Raw genomic sequence first — 15,516 nt, 5'->3', positions numbered from 1 at the left:
GGTCCACTACGTCCGTGACGTGTCGTTCGGCGAGGATGCCTCGACCCTGCGCACCGGCAACATCCCGGCCAACCTCGCGACCCTCCGCTCCGCTGTGATCAACAGGCTGCGTCGGGCGGGATACCGGTTCATCCCACCCGGCCGCCGTGACCACACCACCCCGACCGCCGCACTCGATCTCCACGGCTTTCCCTGACAAAACCGGTCAGACCGCGATCACGCCGGAGCCCTGGCTGAGCGTTACGGCGGTGAGGCAGCCGAGGCCCACGAGACTCCCGACGACGGGAAGTACCCACGGGGCCGCGCCGGGCACGGGAGCCTCAGGTACAAAGAACTCGCTGTCGCCCGGGTGGCACTCGGGGCAATGGTGGTGACGAGTGAGGCCACCGGGGCGTGTCTCGCAGTGCGGCCCGCAGCCGGAAAGTGGAGTGCCCATAGGGCAGACGATCCTCCCATCTTATACCCCGATGGGCGACGGCTCGGTCCCGGGTGACGCGAGTTCAACCTGCCGAAGCTGCTTGAGCATGGCGGTCACGTTCTGGGCCGACATCCCGAGGTGGCGGGCCACACGGGACTGGGCGCCCCGATTCCCCCGATGGAGCTCCTCGTATTGAACGAGCCGCCGGATGGCCCGGCAGTAGTCCAGGTGAGCTTCCTGGCGTGCGGCCTCCTCGCGCTCTCGCGCGGCATGGACCGCTCCTATCAGTCTGGATAGCTCGTCGTCGGGTTCGGCCACGACCCCATCTTAACATGGCCATTTGACGATTCTTCACATGGCCATTTACAATCGAGAAGTCAGCGCAGGATAAGATCCCAGGAGGTCGCAGTGGGCGTCACCTTCACCGCCACCGCCGCCGTCACCGGCTACCGAATGGTCTGCTGCGACGGGCAACGGCGCGATTTGCGCACCTGACCGATGGGCACCCCGATCCTTCGGATCGAGCGGGAGCACGCCGCGACCTGCACCGACTCAACCTGCATCGCCTACGAGGGCGGCATCCTGGAGGAGATCTACGCCGCCCCCATCGAACCGGTCGAGGTCAATAATGCCAACGCCTGCGCGGTCCTTGACGCGCTCGGCTACCCCACCGGCGTCAGCGGACTGGCCCGCGACCCCTTCGAGCCCTTCGACAACGCCGTCGGCGAGGCAAGCGCGGGACTCTTCATCGGCCGCGTTCTCGTCGCTCTGGAGCTCTCCCCTCATGACGAGGGGCTGCCGGACGTCGAGTCACGCGGCTCGCGGGGCGCTCGCTGGGTGGACTGCGGACGACGCGCTGGTTACCTCCAGGACACCCTGGCCCGACTCCACGGCCTTGCCGAAACCGCCCACGCCTACGGGCTGACGGTCACGTGGGCATAGGCGCCAGCACCAACCCCTTTTCCAGGAGGTACACCATGCGGCGGGAGCCCACCCAGATCGACGAGGTCTTTGGCCGCAACGGCCAGATGGTCTCGACTCGGGACCTGCACTCAGGCGACATCTTCATCCTCCGTGGCCAGGAAGAGATCTGCCGCGGCCAGGAGTTCGGCTACGTCCAGTACGGGGGCGTCGGCGAGTTCCCCCCCAGCAGCGTTCCAGAGGTCGAGTACGTCGGTCGCTGCACGCGCCTCCCGGAGCGTCCGGGGCGGCCGATCGTCCTGTTCTCCGACGACGACCCCCTGTGAGAAACCGCGCAGACGCGGTGCTACTGTACCGCGGCGTCAGCGACTACTCGGGTTGCGACCAACACGGCCGGGCCTATGCCACTACCGAGGACCTGTTTACCGAGATGGCACAGGACGGCTGGACATCCTTCGGGGCCTGGTGGTCCGACGACCCGGGTATGGCGACGTTCTACGCCGCGGGCGGCATCGTGGTCTCGGCGTGGTTCAAACGCCACGACGTCACCGATCCCGAGGACGCTTCGGGCCTACGTCGTCCGCGGCGGAGCTGTCGGGGCAGTGGAACAGGTCCGGACCGACCTCGGTGACGGCCGGTCCATAGAGCTGCCGCATCACGCGGACATGACGATCACTGCGTAACCAGCCGGCCAGAGTCGTACGCTGGAATTCGACGCCCCGCGCCCGTGGTCCTCCGCAGGTCAGCGCGCGGGGCGTCGTCTCCTTGTGGCACGAATGCGTGACAGGGTGCTTTCGCTTGGTGGAGTATCGCGCCATGCGGAGAGACCACGGAGGGTCGACCTTTCCCCCGTTTCCGGCGACACTCGGTCCGACGGCCAACCTGCGGAGGACAGCCCGATGGACCATGCCCTGCCCCAACCTGCCCCTTTTCCGATCGATCGCCGCCGCCTCGCGCACCTACTCCTGGCCGGCGTCACGGGCGCTGCCGCTATCGAGGCGGGAATCCCGGTGATGCCGCGGACAGACGTCCCGATCGTGATGATCGAATCAGTCGGCCGGACGATCCAGGCCCTCGCCGAGTCCTACTACACCCTCGACCCGCGCAAGGCGACGACGGCACTCAAGGGCGCCGAACGCAACCTGGCGGCGCTCCTGACCGGCGGACTTTCGACCAGACGGCTTCAGGATGTCAAGGCGATCTACGGTGGCGTCATGACCATGCATGCCACTGCCTCGACACAGGCGGGCGACCACGCCCGGGCGTCTCGGACCGCGCATCTCGCCAGCTCGCTGGCGGTCGAGACGGGCGACGCCCAGACGGCCGGGCACGCGCTGGGGGTCGTGGCGGGGGCGTTGCGGCAGCTCAATCGCCATCAGGATGCGCTGCGTGCGGCACGTCGCGCCCGGTCGCTGGCGGGCGGTTCTCCGTCGGGAGTCGGGGCGCTGCTCGAGGAGGCGATGGCCGCTGCGAGCATCGGAGACGCCTACACGGCTCTGGACGCCGTCACGGCCGCCGAGGAGGCGCACGCCAGACTCTCATCCCACGCCTGGGGGTCCCCCGGCTACCCACTGGGGACCTACCATCCGCTGAATCTGAAGATCTACGGCGGAGGGGCACTTGTCGCGGCCGGAATGCATGACGAGGCCGCGCCGCGCCTCCAGGAGGCCGCGAGCCTCCTGGACGAATCCTCGCCAGCCGGTCTACGGGCGTTCGTCTCACTCCTGCGGGCCAGCGCCGCGGTCGGGGTCGGGAACGTGAACGAGGCGCAGATCTGGGCGCACGACGGGGTGATGGCTGCCGGGGCTCGCCCGTCCGCCTGGGCGGTCCGGACGGTCGCGAAGTTGGAGCGGCAGGCGCCCGGCGAGTTCCGGGATCTGGTCGGCCAGACGCGGGAGTGGGGCTTCGCGGCCTGACGGGGTGGCGCTACCCGCTCGTGCGGCGCCCACCGTAGTTGCCGCCGTGGACGTGGTAGCGCCACGTCACCTCGTCTACTGGAGCGAAAATCCCGCCCGCATCGAGCAGGCGCAGCCACAGTCCCCGATCCTCGCGCGAGCTGGAGCTGGTACAAGGGTTCCCCAGGAATCCTCCGGCGTCCCGCAGAGACCCGGCCCGCGCCAGTACGGTGATCGGGATGTGGTTGCCGCGCCGTAGCCGATCCGGGCTGAACGGCTGCCCCAGCACCTCGAACGGGTCGACGTCGACGTTGCCGGTCGCCTCATGGACCCGCAGGCACGCCGGATAGATCAGGTCAGCGCCGGTACGCAGTGCGGCGGCGAGACAGGTCTCGATGTGGCGCGGCAGCAGCTCGTCGTCACCGTCGAGGAATGCGACGTACTCGGTGGTGACCGTATTGAGACCGCGCTGGCGGGTCGGCCCCGGCCCCGCGCCGTCCCGGTCGAGCTCGACCAGCGCGGCGGACGGCAGCGTCGTCTGGGCCATGACGGAGGCCACCGCACGGGCGAGGTAGCGCCGCGGCCGGAACGGCGTCGTGGGGATCACCATCGTGACGCCGGCACTCACGGTCGCCTCATCTCCAGCTCCTCCCGGCCGTCCCGGATGTTCTCGTGGTCAAGCCCGAGCATCTGGAGCGCCTCGGTGAGGTCGGCCGGTCCGACCCCGAGCCCGTGGGCCCCGCAGGCGAGGTGCAGCGCGGCCCGGTAGATGTCACGGTCCGATCCGGGTGGCGGTACGGGCGTACGCCGCCCGCGTCGCCACCGTGCTGGCGTTGGCCGGTCGTCAGGACCGGGCACGGCGGTAGGCGCCCTCCCACGCCGCCACGTTCCCCTCGACGGTGTAGCCGGCGGCGAGCGCGCGGGCCTTGATGCCCATCTCCTCTCGCATCGCGGGGTCCGCGACGAAGTCACGCAACCGGAGACCCCGCTCGTGGTCGCGGCGGATGAGGAACCCGGTCTCGCCGTCGCGGACGAAATCGGTGTACGGGCCGTAGTCACTGGCCACAACCGGGATACCGAGAGACGCGAGTTCCAGGTGCCGTAACGGCGCGAGCCCGACGTCGAAGTCGATCATCCGGTGGTAGTCTGCGACCGACCCGACCCACGGAGTGAACCGGGCGCGACCGGCTGGCAGGTGCATCCTCGACCGGTAATCGGTGCCCATCAGGTGGCAGGCCGCCTCAGGATTGCGGCGCAGGAACTGCCGCAGCGGGCCGGCGACCTCTGCGAGATCCATCTCGTGGGTAGCCGAGCCCGCCCACCCGACGGTGGTTTGCGCGCGGCGCGGCCGGTCGCGGGTCAACAGCGCCTCGGGGACGCAGTTGGGTAGGACGGCCACGTTCGGGTTGTGCTTGCGCATCACCGCGGCGAGCGGCTCGGTCGTCACGGTGACGAGCGAAGCCGCCGCCGCGTTGGCCCGGATGCGCTCCTGGACGTCGAGCCGGGAGAAAACCGCCGCTGCGGACCGGTTGGTGGGGTGGACGTGGAACAGGTCGTCGTCGATCTCGTAGACAAGCGTCCGCCCCTCGGTCGCCATGCGCTGCCAGGTCTGCGACGGCCCCGGCATGCAGACTCGTTGCCCCACGATGACGTCAGCGTCGGCCCATTCGGGGCGTAGAACCGTCGAAACATGGGTGGTGTACCCAAGGGCTCGCAGTGCCGTGAGAGGGAGTCCAAGGCGGTAGTACCCGCAGGCCGAGCCGTCCGCCGCCCATCCGAAGATCCTCACGGACCGCGAGAGTAGCGATATCTATCACCACAATGTGGCAGGCGCGCCAATGGCCGCTAGAAAGCGGGACCCCACGTGAGGAACTCCGTACCATCGTCCTCCGTGACGATCTGCGAGGTGTACTCCCCCACAAGTACGCCGGCCTCCTTCTGACGGCGGATCTCCCGCATCCAGGCGTTACGGATCGCCGTCAGGGTCCGGCGCCGGTCTGCGCTGGTGTCCGGCCCAGCCGGCGGAATGCCCTCCAGGCGCACCCGCCACCACCTGTCCGTCCCGGCCCCGATCCAGGCCGCGACTGGTTCGGCAAACACCCGCCGTTTGCCCCCGCGACAGGCAGCGCCCGGGGGCTCCGCGGGCTCCCCCGGCCCCGCGGCGATCCTGGCACCTTTGGGCGTCACGACGCACCTCCACGGGCAGCGGTGGCGTGTAGGCGGAGGTGTAGGGGTGTGATGGTGTAGGGCCGGAGTGCCACGACGAAACCGTACCGGGACACCCCCGACCACGACCACAAGGTCGCTGTCCGGATCACGGACGCGACGCTGGCCAGACGCGGCGGCCAGGGTCGTCATGCCGCCCCGTCGGCGGGCGTGCGCCGCCGACGGGCGTGCGCGAGGTCCAGGACCAGCCAGAGAACTTCGCCAGCGCGGCGCCGTTCAGACAGGCGAGCCGATGCCGGCGACAGACGGTTCCCCCGCTCGACCTCCTCCAGTACCGCGGCGAGCAGCACGGGCCCGACCCGGGCCGCAACCCGGCCGGTCCGCCCGGCCGCGCGGGCGATGCGCCCACCCGTTCCGCGGGGCAGCGTACTCGCGGCGGCCAGGTCGGTCCGCCCCCGGCGCCGCAGGTACGCGATCGCGAAATCGCCGATCACAACTCCTCCTTGATCGATTTCATGTTCTCCGGCGCCCCCTCCGAGCGAGAGCTCGAATCATCCGGAACGGGAGCCCGAGCAGGAACAGCAGCAGCGTTGTCTCGGGGATCCGCGGCAGCGCCAGGACCGCGCCGACTGCGACGGCGGTCCACAGGATCGATGAGCCCGCCCAGACCGCCAGGCCGAACAGGGCGGCGAGCAGGATCCAGCGGATCCAGCGATAGCGCGAGAGCGGCGTGATCAGCCAGCGGTGGCAGGGGTGCGCGCAGGCCGGGACGATCCCCCACCACGGCGGGTCGATCATCACCTTGTTTCGTCCCGCACCGCGGGTGCGGTAGAGCAGCTCGTGCATGTCCAGCGGGCGTTCGCTGCGGCGAGCACCGCACACCACGCAGCTCTTCAGGGTGAACCGGTGCTGCCAGTAACGCGCCTTCGCCGCGCGCCACCCGGGACCGTTGTGGTAGGCGCGGTAAGCGGACGAAAGTCTCGCCATCACCCCTCCACCACATGACCCAGTGTGGCCGCGTAGCGACACGCCTGGCACTGGATGACGCGCCGCAGCGTCTTGGCCCGACTGCCGAACAACTTCATGTTCATGGCCGCGGCTCCGGGATGTTGAACATGTAGAAGTGGCTGGCTGGCGCGAGGTCGTCTCCCTCGGAGTCCGGGGTAAATGGACCGCCCTCGTCGGCACGCAGATACGGCTCGCGCGTCCAGTGCTCCCGCAAGGTCGGGAGGTCGAGGAAGCGTGGTTCCGGCCCCTCGGTCGCCACCACGCAGACGTCGCGGCCCTCAGGGCCGATCCGCAGTGACCGATCCACGAGCTTCGTGGAATACGGGTCCTGGTCGCCGAAGACGGCGTCGGTCCAGTCGGCGTATTGCGCCGACTGCATCCGGCCACACGAGCATGCCGTGTTCCGCATCGCGGACCCGTCGTTGTCGAGGTGCCACGCGCCCGAGGGCACGAAGGCCCCGCAGCAGGAGAGGCAGGCGCCGACGGCCATCAGAAACGGGTCGCAGAAAGAGCGTCGGCAACGATCTGTTGATGGTCGAAAGCCAGGCCCTCGCCCAGGGCGTGTTCGACCGGCACCCACTGGGCGACGTCAGCATCGTCGCCGGCAGTCGGCGCGGGCGTGCCGGCCATCCGGGCCCGGTAGGCCCAGGTGACGTACCGGCCACGCGGGTCGCGGCCCGGCTCGGCGTACACCCCGACCAGGCGCAGGTCGACGACGGCCAGCCCGGTCTCCTCGACCAGCTCGCGGCGGGCGGCGTCCTCGGGGCGCTCCCCGGCGTCCACATGGCCGCCGGGTAGCGCCCACACCCCGGCGTAGGGCGACCAGCCGCGGCGGATCAGCAACACGTGCAGCACGCCGCCGCGGTCGGACAGGGCGACCACGTCGGCGGTCAGCCGCGCCGTCTCGCGGGTCTCGTCAGACATTGATCATCCTCTCTGGTTAGTGGAGGCGGGGGGTTACCGCCAGCCGGCGGCGGTCCAGCGGATGCGGGTGACCTCGGCGCAGCCGCCGCGGCACAGCGGGCTGTGGCAACCGGCGGCGTGCTCGCGGTCGTTCTCCTGCAGGACGTCGGCGAGGGTCGTCAGGCCGTCGGCTCGGGCGGAAGCGGCCTCGCGCTGCGAGACCCTGCGGATGGGGCGTAGGCGCATGGGTGTCAGTCCTCCTCGGGGGTGAGCAGGGTGTGGCGGCGCTGGGACCAGGTGGTGATCGTCACCTGGTCGGCGCCGGTCGGGTTGATAAGCGGCCCGCCGGGGACGGGGCTGCCGTCCTTCGTCCGGACGGTGAATAGCCATCCGCGTTTCGCCATGAGATGTCTCTCCTTCGAGGGCGGCGGGTAGGGAGTTATCCGGCGGGAAGCGGTGAGGCTCCCCGCCGGTTTCGGAATGGGGTCTGTCAGCGGCCATGAGGGGGAACACGACCATCCCCCGGTCAGCCAACGCCAGCGCCGATGCCAGAAGGCTCACCCGTACATCGCCCTGCATCCCAATGATTGCGCCAAGCGTCGGCGTGTTCGCCGCGACGGCGGTCACCTTGCAGCGTGCCTGCCCTGGACGGGTGCCCGGTGGGGGTGGGACGTGGGACAGGGACGTTTCCCGCCCGGCGCTGGCCCGTCTGTCCGGCCGCCGATGTGCCCCAGGGTCAGCGGGCCTGCCCTGGACGGGTGCGGTTCCGGCGGCGCTGGGCACTCGCGAGGGCGCTGGTATCGACCGCGCCGGGGTAGTCCCACGGTTCAGTGTCCCGCTCTGAGAGCGCGAGCTTTTCGTCTTCTCTCAGTTGGGCATGCAGCCGCTGAGTCTCGTCGTGGTCGGCCATGGGGCTTTTCTCCGTCCTTACTCTTGTCGTCGTCTGCCACTCGGAATTCCTTCGCCGCGCGGAACGGGGAGACCTTGCGGCCAGGACGAACCCACCCTGGGCAGGTAGACCCATCACGGCCTCCTCGCATACACGCCGACCGCGGGAAGCTCCACGCCCGGCTGAAGGCTTTCCGCGTCGTACAGATGCGCGTCGGATTCGAGGACCCGCAACGCTGCGGCGGCCGTTACTGCATCCGACTCGTCCATCTCGGCGAGCGATGCAAGTTCAATCTCGGCGAGATCACCCGCCTGGCTGCGCAGCCGGTTACGAAGCCGGCCCAGGTCCCGGTCCAACCCTGCGGCCCGCCACCCGGCGCGACTCAGACTCGGGTGGCGTCCGGTTGCCCATGCCTGCTCGTTGCCGGTCTGGCAGTCCAGATCCGTCTCCCAGAGCCTCCCGGCCAGATCCGCGGCCGAACGCCGACCCCTCACGGCCGTTCCACCTTCTTCTTCACTTCCTGCTCCTTTCCCGTTCTCTTTCTCTTCCATCGGTTACAGCCCCTCCTCGGATGCCTCGGAGTCCCGGGATGCGGTTATCGGGCTGACCTGGATCTGCCCGTACATCCCGGTTCCGTACTCGAGTGCCCGCATCACGTCATCCGGGCCTCCGTAGCCATACAGGTCCGCGTCATGGGGCATGGACAGTACATACTCACGCCGTTTGGCCATATCGGCTCCCCTGGTTCCTCGGCTCGTTTTTACTCGTCCGACTCCTCACGCAGGAACGTGAAGCTGTGGACAATCACATCAGTCTGGCCCCGAACGCGACCTTAGAAATGTGGTCGCCCATTTCACCCACCTGACCTCTGGTCGTAACCGGATTCCGGAGCCAAAGTTCGGTTGCGCCTTCACCATGAAGGCCATCCGGAGTCTGGAAACCGTAGTTCATCTAGTAGTAGTGCTTCCGTGTCATGAAGTCCTCCTTGATTACTTGTGTCGGTGTCAGGGCGTCGGGTAGCCCGGGAGCCAGCCTGTCCCGGGCCTGGCTTCGAGTTCTTCACGCGGCTCGGGGGCATCGAGCTCCTCCAGCTCGACCACGGGTTCCCCGGCCCGCCAGTCGCGGGCCGCCGCGATCGCGGCAGATGCCGCGACCAAGGGGAACAGTCGCTGGTCGTCACCGCGGGCCGCCCCACGGACCTGCCGCCGTAGATCCTGGTCGTCGCCCGAACCGTCCGGGAGGACCGGAGAGACGAACGGCGCCAGGATCGAGGTGCCGATGATGTGCGCGACGTCGCGCGGACTCGGGCTCATCACCGCCCCCTCCAGGGCACCCGGCGGAACACCGTGGTTCCTCTGGCCACCACCCCAGCCACGAAGGCCAGAGCACCGGCCGCCAGCGAGACCTCGGAGGCGAGCGACGCCACCAGGGCAAGCAGCGCAGCCCAGAACATCACGACCACCCCGCAGCCGACCATCGGGCCACGAACTCGCCCTGGTCGCTTCGCGCATGCCGCACGGCCTCGATCGCCGCGAGGTCGGGCATGATCCGACGAGCAGCGACCGAGCCGTAAGGAGGCAGGGGGTTCGGGACCGGCACCGCGATGTACTGGTAACCCTCCAGTTCACTGCCGTCGCGGTCACGGTAGACGGTGCTGTCGCGTCCGGAGTCAAACTCGACTGAGATGCCCGTCAGCTTCTGCTGCGCCTCGTCGAGTTCGCTCGCATATGTCCAGTCGGCCGGCTTGATCTCGTAGCCGGGCGGGGTGTCAATGCCCGCGAAGGCGGCGTCGAGTTCTTCCATGACCTCGACAAACCGGGCCTGCCAGTCGGTCGGCATGGCCTCCGCGAGCACGCGGGGCACGACCTGGTAGCTGGCGTACGACAGGCCGAAGTAGGTATGCACGGATCTGTGCGGCATCTTCACCCCTCCGAGTCGTCGTCGGCGAAGTCGCCGGGCCGGGAGGCGGCGAGCAGGGCGCTGTACGCCTGGGACGCGGCGGCGCATCCGAGGGCGTGGCCAATCGCGGCCGAGGACGCCTCGGCCGCGACGCGGCCGGAGCCGAGAGCTTCGGCCACCTCTTCGGCCCACTGGGCAGTACGGAAAGCCATGTCGACCAGGTCGGACCGCACGACCTCGTGAGGCTGGTAGTACTCGCTCATGATTCATACCTCGCGAATGGGTTCGGCGGGGTCGACCTCGGACCAGGAGCCGCCGCCGTCGGGCTTCGGCATTCCGTCGTCCTCGGGACCGGCGGCGCGCAGGCCGGCGAGCATGTTCTGAATGGCCGGCAGGTTCGAAGGCCCTCGCATCGCGAGGACCGCGGCTCGGCGGTCGGCCTCCCGCTCCTCTGGGGTCGGGTAGTTTAGGCGGGCCAGGCGGGCCGCCCGTTCGGCGATCTGGTCCGGGCGAAGCGGCTTGCCGTGCGGGCTGTCGATCCGGCCGGTCCGGAGCATCGGCGTCAGGTCCGTCCAGGGCGCGACCCGCATCGTGCCGGGCTCCTCACGGTCTCGGACGGGCGCGAGGCGAGTAAAGCATTTCCAGCAGTGCTCGGGCTCGTCGCGGCCGATCAGCCGCGAGAACGTCCCGACCTTGATGGTTCTCCCACAGCTTTTGCAAGCGGGGCGCCGCTTCTTCCTGGTCATCAGGACCCACCGCGAAACGACTGCTGACGCTGAAGGTAAGACCGCTCGGCGCGCCCTGCCAGATTCCCGGTTGGCGACAAAGTCATGAGCATCCTTTCCGTAAAGTTTGGCCTACTGCTTTCGGGCTACGGCGATGACCGCCGCAAGGTAGCGCGCACGGTTACCGCGGGACAGGTTCCGACGAACGGCATCGATCACCTCGCGCAGGATCGGCGCCCGATCGTCAGGCTCCACCGACACCGCGATCTCGAGGAAGAGGTCGATGCGCTCGCGGTCAAAAAAGACCGTCCGCGCATCAGCAAGGGCCTCCTCGCGCAGCGCGCCAAGGTCGAGGACGATCGCGGGGTCCGCGGTCACAGGGAGCTCTTTCACGTAGCCAAGATGCCGGGGTCGGGGGTGTCGGGCGAACATCAGCCGACCTTGCCCAGGCCGGCGTTCGCGATCGAAATCAGGATGATCAGCAGGACGAAACTCATGTCAAACGCGACCGAGCCGAGCCTTAGCGGCGGAATGCGCTTACGCAGGGGCTTGAGCGCCGGATCCGTGGTCGTGTAGACGAGCTCCAGTCCGAGCGCGACCATCCGGTGCTTGGATTCCAGGACCTTGGCCAGTACCCGCAGGCGGGCGAGTAGGTCGATGCCCCAGCGGATCACGAGGAGTCCGACATAGGTCGCCAGTGCGATGCCGGCGACAAGAGCGGCGATGTGCACGTCAGTCTCCGTTCTCAGAGGAACTCGCGGCGGCCCCCACGGGCTCGCGATCGGGGGCGGGGCGGTTGCGGCGACGCTTGCGGCGCTTCACGAAGTCCCGCTCGGCCACGCCGGGGTCGGGTTCGTTCGCTGCGGACTTCTCCGCACGTCGGCCGCCGTTTGCCAGGACGTCCTCCAGCCCCTCGGCTGGCACCAGAACGCTCCAGGAGCCGGACTCCTCGGCCGTGGCGATAACACCGCGCTCCTCCAGCTCGGCCAAGAGCATCGAGGTCTCGTCCCAGTCGGTGCCGAGTTTGGCCTCCAGGAGCTTGGAGGTGGCGACCTGGGTCGTGACGACGATCATGATAGCCGAGGCGATGAGCTCGGGGTCCAGGCCAGAGCCCGCGATGGGTTGGACGGCCGGAGCCTTGGCGGCGGACCTGGCCGCCGAAGCGGATGACTTCGGCGCCGGAGCGGGGGCGATCTCGGGGGTGGACTTCGTGAGCACGGCGCGCTGTTGCGGAACCGCCTCGATCGCATCAAGCACTACCCGAGACGGGTCGAGCGTCGCGAGAATCTCGGCACTCGGTGCCTCCAGCATCTCGACCTCGGTCCGCTCCGGCAATCCGCGCAGCCGCAGGGCGGCGTTGAGCACCTCGACCCGCTCGGACATTGGTTCCCCGGGCCGGCGCTTGTCGTTGATGAACGCGCTGCGCATACGTACTGGGTAGCTCTCGGTGGCGAGTAGGTAGTTGATGCCTTGCGGCGACCCCATCTCGATCTTGTGGCCACCATAGCCGAGCTGCGCCCAGGCCTTGTCGCCCAGAACCGCGGTGGAGGCTTCCACCGTCGTGCAGCGGAAAACCTGCTTGAGGGAGATCAGGTCCCGGATGAACGTCGGGATGACGTCCCCGGACGGCTTAAGGGTTGAGCACACCAGGTGGTAGCCAACCTTGCGCAACCGGCCGATGATGTCGAAGAGTAGGAACGCGAACTCGTTCGCGATGTCTTTGTTTGGATGCTTGGTCAGCGCCAACAGCTCATCAATGAAGATCCACGTGGTCGCTTCTCCCCTGGTGACGTTGGCACGCGGGAGACCGGCCGCCTCGCGGGCGTCCGCCAATCCGGCCATCGCCTCCAGCGTCGCCATACCCTCCGCGTGCAGACGTCGCAGAAGAAGTAGCGCATCGATAGCGGTCCAGGCAGTGCCGGCCTCGCCGCCCTCCGCGAGGGGCGCCCAGAAGCCGAACTCGGCGCCACCACTCGGGTCGATAAAGAACATTCGGGCCGCCTGGTCGAGACTGACGGCAGCGATGTCGACATGCTCAGCGGTCGACTTTCCTGACCCTTGCTCCCCACCGGAGAGCTTGTTCTTCTGGAAAACCGTCTGGCGTACCGGTTCTCCGTTCTCGTCGTTGCCGACATGCCATGGGTCGGCAACGGAACGGCCCGCAAAATTCGGGTCCCGGATCTCGGCCAGGTGCTCCCACACCACGGTCTCACCGAGGGTCTCGCGACGACGGATGTTCAGCTCTACGTGCCCGTAGGACAGGAGCTGCTTGGCGACCGAAGCCGGCTCGTTCGGCACGCCCGGGGTCGCTCGCCGAGCGACCGCGACCGTCCTCGTCATGACGCGCTTGCCAGCACTCGGCGGCGGCGAGACCGGGCGCACCGAGACCCGTCCGCGCAGGAGCCCGGACAGCGTCTGGGCCAGACGCATCATGACTTCTTCCGAGAGGCCATCCGGAATCTTCATGACCAGGCGCGAGCCGGCCTTCGTGGGCTCGGGCATCTCGACCCGTACCGGCCTGCCCTCGGGATGCAGCAGCGTCGGGGGCTCGCCGAGGCCGAGCTTTGTGAACGCCTTCTCGACTGCCCGACGCTCGCGACGCCCCTGGGCGCCGTCGGAGCGCTGGTAGAGCCCCGCGACCGTCAGGCCGGTCGCGGCGACCGTGAGGCGCCAGGGCGAACTGAAGTCAAGCAGGTCGGACTCGACCCCGGGCCCGAGCGGGCCAAGGGGATCCGCCCCAAGGGCGGACAGCACGTAGAGGGAGCCGGCACCGGCTACGGGTGTTGCGATGTCCCCCCAGGACTGCCAGCGCCGTCGCCCAGTGGCTGTGACGCGAGCCGTCCCGAGGGTTAGGCGCCAAGTACCGGCGACCCACTTGCGCGGGTCGCCGTTCTCGTACGCCGAGAGGGGCCGACGCTTGGCCGGGTGCTGCTTAGCCGATCCCATGCGTGTCCCCCCATCCCTGTGGCCGGTGCCGTTGGCGTGTCATGCATACAAGCCTACACACGCCTACGAGTGATGTAAAATGGAAATGTGAAGATGGCGGTGACAGAACCGAACAGCCAGGAAGGGCAGAGCATGAGCGGCACCAACGGCACCGGCCCGGCCCTCGCGGCCGTGGCGGATGAGAAGGACGTAGGACTACGGGAGCCTACGGTCATGACCACGGCGGAAGGCGTCGTCGGCAAGAAAGCCAGGAGGGGCCCGGCGCTGTCGATGACGGAGAAGCTGTGGCGAGCTGTCGCCGTGGCCCTCGCGGTCGTCATCGTCACCCCGACGGCGCTGTCCGGTATCCACCTATTCGAGTGGGCTCACGCAAAAATCGACGGCCTCGGGCTCGCGATCTGGGTCGCCTGGCTACCGATTGTTGCCCTCGACGCCACCGCCGTGGTGGGGGTCGGGATGGTTACCATCGCCGCACTCCGAGGGGAGCACGGCGGAGCCTTCCACGTCGTTGCCTGGTCCATCGCCCTGGTCAGCGCAGGCATCAACTACGGCTACGGGACGACCACCGGCGCGAAGTGGGATGAATTTTTCTTCCCGATCATGTCGATCTCCGGCCCAGCGCTCTTGGAGATAACCCTCGCATTCTTGCGGCGGTGGCGACGCATAGATGCCGGACTGCGATTCCAGGGGCTCAAACTCAAGGACTTCGGTAAGCGATGGCGGCCCGGCGTGGCAACTAGGGAGACCCTGGGCGCGTGGCGGGTTTCCCAGCGGGAGGGGATCACTGATCCCAAGATAGCCATCGACATCTACCGGGAGACCGTTCTCCTGCGCCAGATCACCGGCCCGGACGCCCTGCGGATCGCGTTCGACCGGATCGGCACCCATGACCCCTTCGAGGCCCAGCTGTGGCTACTGGGACGCGGGATCGAGGTTGACGCCGCCAGCGTCGAGGACGCTCTGGCGCCACGCAGCGTGCTGGAGTTCGTCGCCGGAAGCCCGGACGGCGTCACCGCGGCCGAGGTCGCGGCGTGGAAGTACGGCCGCGGTGAGCCCGACGACGTCGAACGCGCTCGGCGCGAGCTCGACCGGCTGGCGCCGGGCATCGTCAGCGACGGCAAGGGAGTGCGCGGCAAGGCCGTGCGCTACCGGGTCGCCTCCTCGAACGAGACGGAGCTGACCGGGCTTGGGATGACCTCATGAACGGCATCCCTGCCAGCCCTCGATTGGCCAGGACGACCGCGACGAGACCGAACCGCCGTTCTGGCCGCCCACCCGGCCGCCCCGCCAGCGTGCGGGGTGGCATCCCCACCCCCGAGAGGACCTGATCCATGGACGTTCAGCGTGAACGCCGGATAATCCGCGAGATCGGCGACCATGCCGCCCGGTACGGCGGCCCGCACTGCACCATCCGAGGCATGGGCCCGTCGGACGCGGCCCGGTACGTGGTCGAAGGCCACATCCCGGACGCCACCCGCGAAGAGTGGGACTGGGTGGTCGCCTACATCGAAGCCCATCCGGAAGTGCTCACCGTCGGGCCCGCGAAGTTCCCCCAGGAGATCGAAGCGGAGCGCAAGGCGGAGGCCGGGGAGCGGAACCGCGCCGCGCTCGACCACTACTGCGCGGGCGAGTACGCCGAAGCGCTGGACGAGATCGAACAGTGCACGTGGCTCGCCCCTCACGCTTCCCCGTGGGAGCGGATCGAAGCGAAGATCCGCGCCGCGATGGCGGAAACCCCCGTCTGAC

General features: G+C 68.6%; 28 protein-coding genes and 1 pseudogene. 7 read left to right on the top strand and 22 right to left on the bottom strand.

Annotated features, from left to right (window positions below):
- Positions 1-196, top strand: a pseudogene (locus AC08OV_RS05135) (ISAs1 family transposase); the annotation flags it as partial.
- 261 nt (positions 197-457) lie between these two features.
- Here the strand turns inward: AC08OV_RS05135 and AC08OV_RS05130 are convergent.
- The gene (locus AC08OV_RS05130; protein WP_476613778.1) at positions 458-736 is read right to left on the bottom strand and encodes a hypothetical protein; all 279 of its coding nucleotides are present in this window, start codon (positions 734-736) and stop codon (positions 458-460) included.
- A 180-nt stretch (positions 737-916) separates the two neighbouring features.
- Here AC08OV_RS05130 and AC08OV_RS05125 point away from each other — a divergent pair, with 180 nt between their 5' ends.
- The 4 genes from AC08OV_RS05125 to AC08OV_RS05110 all read left to right on the top strand — a co-directional run bounded on the left by AC08OV_RS05125 (position 917) and on the right by AC08OV_RS05110 (position 3,255).
- The gene (locus AC08OV_RS05125; RefSeq protein ID WP_476613779.1) at positions 917-1,360 is read left to right on the top strand and encodes a hypothetical protein; all 444 of its coding nucleotides are present in this window, start codon (positions 917-919) and stop codon (positions 1,358-1,360) included.
- A 35-nt stretch (positions 1,361-1,395) separates the two neighbouring features.
- Positions 1,396-1,665 carry a hypothetical protein gene (locus AC08OV_RS05120; protein ID WP_476613780.1) on the top strand — a complete coding sequence of 90 codons (270 nt, stop codon included), beginning with the start codon at positions 1,396-1,398 and terminating at the stop codon, positions 1,663-1,665.
- On the top strand, positions 1,662-1,970 hold the full coding sequence (locus AC08OV_RS05115) for a hypothetical protein (RefSeq protein WP_476613781.1): 309 nt from the start codon (positions 1,662-1,664) through the stop codon (positions 1,968-1,970). The genes AC08OV_RS05120 and AC08OV_RS05115 overlap by 4 nt, the downstream gene beginning before the upstream one ends.
- Positions 1,971-2,238: 268 nt before the next feature.
- A complete protein-coding gene (locus AC08OV_RS05110) occupies positions 2,239-3,255 on the top strand; it encodes a hypothetical protein (protein ID WP_476613782.1) in 1,017 nt (338 codons plus the stop codon).
- A gap of 10 nt (positions 3,256-3,265) precedes the next feature.
- Here the strand turns inward: AC08OV_RS05110 and AC08OV_RS05105 are convergent, their stop codons facing one another.
- The 21 genes from AC08OV_RS05105 to AC08OV_RS05005 all read right to left on the bottom strand — a co-directional run bounded on the left by AC08OV_RS05105 (position 3,266) and on the right by AC08OV_RS05005 (position 13,770).
- On the bottom strand, positions 3,266-3,862 hold the full coding sequence (locus AC08OV_RS05105; RefSeq protein ID WP_476613783.1) for a glycosyltransferase family 2 protein: 597 nt from the start codon (positions 3,860-3,862) through the stop codon (positions 3,266-3,268).
- Positions 3,859-4,092, bottom strand: a complete 234-nt coding sequence (locus tag AC08OV_RS05100; protein WP_476613784.1) for a hypothetical protein — start codon at positions 4,090-4,092, stop codon at positions 3,859-3,861. Before AC08OV_RS05100 ends, AC08OV_RS05105 begins: the two co-directional genes overlap by 4 nt.
- The gene (locus tag AC08OV_RS05095; protein WP_476613785.1) at positions 4,079-4,861 is read right to left on the bottom strand and encodes a glycosyltransferase; all 783 of its coding nucleotides are present in this window, start codon (positions 4,859-4,861) and stop codon (positions 4,079-4,081) included. Before AC08OV_RS05095 ends, AC08OV_RS05100 begins: the two co-directional genes overlap by 14 nt.
- A 218-nt stretch (positions 4,862-5,079) precedes the next feature.
- The gene (locus AC08OV_RS05090) at positions 5,080-5,421 is read right to left on the bottom strand and encodes a hypothetical protein (RefSeq protein ID WP_476613786.1); all 342 of its coding nucleotides are present in this window, start codon (positions 5,419-5,421) and stop codon (positions 5,080-5,082) included.
- Positions 5,422-5,588: 167 nt separating this feature from the next.
- Positions 5,589-5,894: a hypothetical protein gene (locus tag AC08OV_RS05085; protein WP_476613787.1), complete on the bottom strand. Its 306-nt coding sequence runs from the start codon at positions 5,892-5,894 to the stop codon at positions 5,589-5,591.
- Between the two features lie 19 nt (positions 5,895-5,913).
- Positions 5,914-6,387, bottom strand: a complete 474-nt coding sequence (locus tag AC08OV_RS05080; RefSeq protein WP_476613788.1) for a hypothetical protein — start codon at positions 6,385-6,387, stop codon at positions 5,914-5,916.
- Positions 6,388-6,487: 100 nt separating this feature from the next.
- A complete protein-coding gene (locus AC08OV_RS05075; RefSeq protein WP_476619365.1) occupies positions 6,488-6,817 on the bottom strand; it encodes a hypothetical protein in 330 nt (109 codons plus the stop codon).
- An 80-nt stretch (positions 6,818-6,897) separates the two neighbouring features.
- Positions 6,898-7,332 carry an NUDIX domain-containing protein gene (locus AC08OV_RS05070; protein WP_476613790.1) on the bottom strand — a complete coding sequence of 145 codons (435 nt, stop codon included), beginning with the start codon at positions 7,330-7,332 and terminating at the stop codon, positions 6,898-6,900.
- Between the two features lie 33 nt (positions 7,333-7,365).
- Positions 7,366-7,557 (bottom strand): hypothetical protein, encoded by a 192-nt coding sequence (locus tag AC08OV_RS05065; protein ID WP_476613791.1) that lies wholly within the window; start codon positions 7,555-7,557, stop codon positions 7,366-7,368.
- Between the two features lie 5 nt (positions 7,558-7,562).
- Positions 7,563-7,715: a hypothetical protein gene (locus AC08OV_RS05060; RefSeq protein ID WP_476613792.1), complete on the bottom strand. Its 153-nt coding sequence runs from the start codon at positions 7,713-7,715 to the stop codon at positions 7,563-7,565.
- A gap of 332 nt (positions 7,716-8,047) precedes the next feature.
- On the bottom strand, positions 8,048-8,221 hold the full coding sequence (locus AC08OV_RS05055; RefSeq protein WP_476619364.1) for a hypothetical protein: 174 nt from the start codon (positions 8,219-8,221) through the stop codon (positions 8,048-8,050).
- 113 nt (positions 8,222-8,334) lie between these two features.
- Positions 8,335-8,694 (bottom strand): hypothetical protein, encoded by a 360-nt coding sequence (locus AC08OV_RS05050; RefSeq protein WP_476613793.1) that lies wholly within the window; start codon positions 8,692-8,694, stop codon positions 8,335-8,337.
- 60 nt (positions 8,695-8,754) lie between these two features.
- Positions 8,755-8,931 carry a hypothetical protein gene (locus tag AC08OV_RS05045; protein ID WP_476613794.1) on the bottom strand — a complete coding sequence of 59 codons (177 nt, stop codon included), beginning with the start codon at positions 8,929-8,931 and terminating at the stop codon, positions 8,755-8,757.
- 273 nt (positions 8,932-9,204) lie between these two features.
- Entirely contained in the window at positions 9,205-9,513 is a 309-nt protein-coding gene (locus AC08OV_RS05040; RefSeq protein WP_476613795.1) for a hypothetical protein, read from the bottom strand.
- Entirely contained in the window at positions 9,513-9,653 is a 141-nt protein-coding gene (locus AC08OV_RS05035) for a hypothetical protein (protein WP_476613796.1), read from the bottom strand. The genes AC08OV_RS05040 and AC08OV_RS05035 overlap by 1 nt, the downstream gene beginning before the upstream one ends.
- Positions 9,653-10,120, bottom strand: a complete 468-nt coding sequence (locus AC08OV_RS05030; protein ID WP_476613797.1) for a hypothetical protein — start codon at positions 10,118-10,120, stop codon at positions 9,653-9,655. Before AC08OV_RS05030 ends, AC08OV_RS05035 begins: the two co-directional genes overlap by 1 nt.
- A gap of 2 nt (positions 10,121-10,122) precedes the next feature.
- Positions 10,123-10,362: a hypothetical protein gene (locus AC08OV_RS05025; protein ID WP_476613798.1), complete on the bottom strand. Its 240-nt coding sequence runs from the start codon at positions 10,360-10,362 to the stop codon at positions 10,123-10,125.
- A 3-nt stretch (positions 10,363-10,365) separates the two neighbouring features.
- Positions 10,366-10,689: a hypothetical protein gene (locus AC08OV_RS05020; protein ID WP_476613799.1), complete on the bottom strand. Its 324-nt coding sequence runs from the start codon at positions 10,687-10,689 to the stop codon at positions 10,366-10,368.
- 267 nt (positions 10,690-10,956) lie between these two features.
- On the bottom strand, positions 10,957-11,202 hold the full coding sequence (locus AC08OV_RS05015; RefSeq protein WP_476613800.1) for a hypothetical protein: 246 nt from the start codon (positions 11,200-11,202) through the stop codon (positions 10,957-10,959).
- A gap of 53 nt (positions 11,203-11,255) precedes the next feature.
- The gene (locus AC08OV_RS05010) at positions 11,256-11,555 is read right to left on the bottom strand and encodes a YggT family protein (RefSeq protein WP_476613801.1); all 300 of its coding nucleotides are present in this window, start codon (positions 11,553-11,555) and stop codon (positions 11,256-11,258) included.
- 1 nt (position 11,556) lies between these two features.
- Positions 11,557-13,770: a hypothetical protein gene (locus AC08OV_RS05005; RefSeq protein ID WP_476613802.1), complete on the bottom strand. Its 2,214-nt coding sequence runs from the start codon at positions 13,768-13,770 to the stop codon at positions 11,557-11,559.
- A gap of 132 nt (positions 13,771-13,902) precedes the next feature.
- Here AC08OV_RS05005 and AC08OV_RS05000 point away from each other — a divergent pair, with 132 nt between their 5' ends.
- Positions 13,903-14,973: a hypothetical protein gene (locus tag AC08OV_RS05000; protein WP_476613803.1), complete on the top strand. Its 1,071-nt coding sequence runs from the start codon at positions 13,903-13,905 to the stop codon at positions 14,971-14,973.
- A 128-nt stretch (positions 14,974-15,101) separates the two neighbouring features.
- A complete protein-coding gene (locus AC08OV_RS04995) occupies positions 15,102-15,515 on the top strand; it encodes a hypothetical protein (protein ID WP_476619363.1) in 414 nt (137 codons plus the stop codon).
- The last annotated feature ends 1 nt before the right edge of the window (position 15,516 follow it).

It is taken from the genome of Frankia sp. CeTa3Moorea (genome assembly GCF_978021225.1).
The sequence above is the reverse complement of the archived record's forward strand: the minus strand, read 5'-3'. Positions and strand labels throughout refer to the sequence as shown.

Excerpts from the sequence above, each read along its gene's own strand:
- AC08OV_RS05125 (WP_476613779.1), top strand. The coding sequence starts at position 917 with ATGGGCACCCCGATCCTTCGGATCGAGCGGGAGCACGCCGCGACCTGC.
- AC08OV_RS05120 (WP_476613780.1), top strand. The coding sequence starts at position 1,396 with ATGCGGCGGGAGCCCACCCAGATCGACGAGGTCTTTGGCCGCAACGGC.
- AC08OV_RS05110 (WP_476613782.1), top strand. The coding sequence starts at position 2,239 with ATGGACCATGCCCTGCCCCAACCTGCCCCTTTTCCGATCGATCGCCGC.
- AC08OV_RS05095 (WP_476613785.1), bottom strand. The coding sequence starts at position 4,861 with ATGCCGGGGCCGTCGCAGACCTGGCAGCGCATGGCGACCGAGGGGCGG.
- AC08OV_RS05080 (WP_476613788.1), bottom strand. The coding sequence starts at position 6,387 with ATGGCGAGACTTTCGTCCGCTTACCGCGCCTACCACAACGGTCCCGGG.
- AC08OV_RS05075 (WP_476619365.1), bottom strand. The coding sequence starts at position 6,817 with ATGCGGAACACGGCATGCTCGTGTGGCCGGATGCAGTCGGCGCAATAC.
- AC08OV_RS05070 (WP_476613790.1), bottom strand. The coding sequence starts at position 7,332 with ATGTCTGACGAGACCCGCGAGACGGCGCGGCTGACCGCCGACGTGGTC.
- AC08OV_RS05065 (WP_476613791.1), bottom strand. The coding sequence starts at position 7,557 with ATGCGCCTACGCCCCATCCGCAGGGTCTCGCAGCGCGAGGCCGCTTCC.
- AC08OV_RS05060 (WP_476613792.1), bottom strand. The coding sequence starts at position 7,715 with ATGGCGAAACGCGGATGGCTATTCACCGTCCGGACGAAGGACGGCAGC.
- AC08OV_RS05055 (WP_476619364.1), bottom strand. The coding sequence starts at position 8,221 with ATGGCCGACCACGACGAGACTCAGCGGCTGCATGCCCAACTGAGAGAA.
- AC08OV_RS05045 (WP_476613794.1), bottom strand. The coding sequence starts at position 8,931 with ATGGCCAAACGGCGTGAGTATGTACTGTCCATGCCCCATGACGCGGAC.
- AC08OV_RS05040 (WP_476613795.1), bottom strand. The coding sequence starts at position 9,513 with ATGAGCCCGAGTCCGCGCGACGTCGCGCACATCATCGGCACCTCGATC.
- AC08OV_RS05035 (WP_476613796.1), bottom strand. The coding sequence starts at position 9,653 with ATGTTCTGGGCTGCGCTGCTTGCCCTGGTGGCGTCGCTCGCCTCCGAG.
- AC08OV_RS05030 (WP_476613797.1), bottom strand. The coding sequence starts at position 10,120 with ATGCCGCACAGATCCGTGCATACCTACTTCGGCCTGTCGTACGCCAGC.
- AC08OV_RS05025 (WP_476613798.1), bottom strand. The coding sequence starts at position 10,362 with ATGAGCGAGTACTACCAGCCTCACGAGGTCGTGCGGTCCGACCTGGTC.
- AC08OV_RS05020 (WP_476613799.1), bottom strand. The coding sequence starts at position 10,689 with ATGCGGGTCGCGCCCTGGACGGACCTGACGCCGATGCTCCGGACCGGC.
- AC08OV_RS05005 (WP_476613802.1), bottom strand. The coding sequence starts at position 13,770 with ATGGGATCGGCTAAGCAGCACCCGGCCAAGCGTCGGCCCCTCTCGGCG.
- AC08OV_RS05000 (WP_476613803.1), top strand. The coding sequence starts at position 13,903 with ATGAGCGGCACCAACGGCACCGGCCCGGCCCTCGCGGCCGTGGCGGAT.
- AC08OV_RS04995 (WP_476619363.1), top strand. The coding sequence starts at position 15,102 with ATGGACGTTCAGCGTGAACGCCGGATAATCCGCGAGATCGGCGACCAT.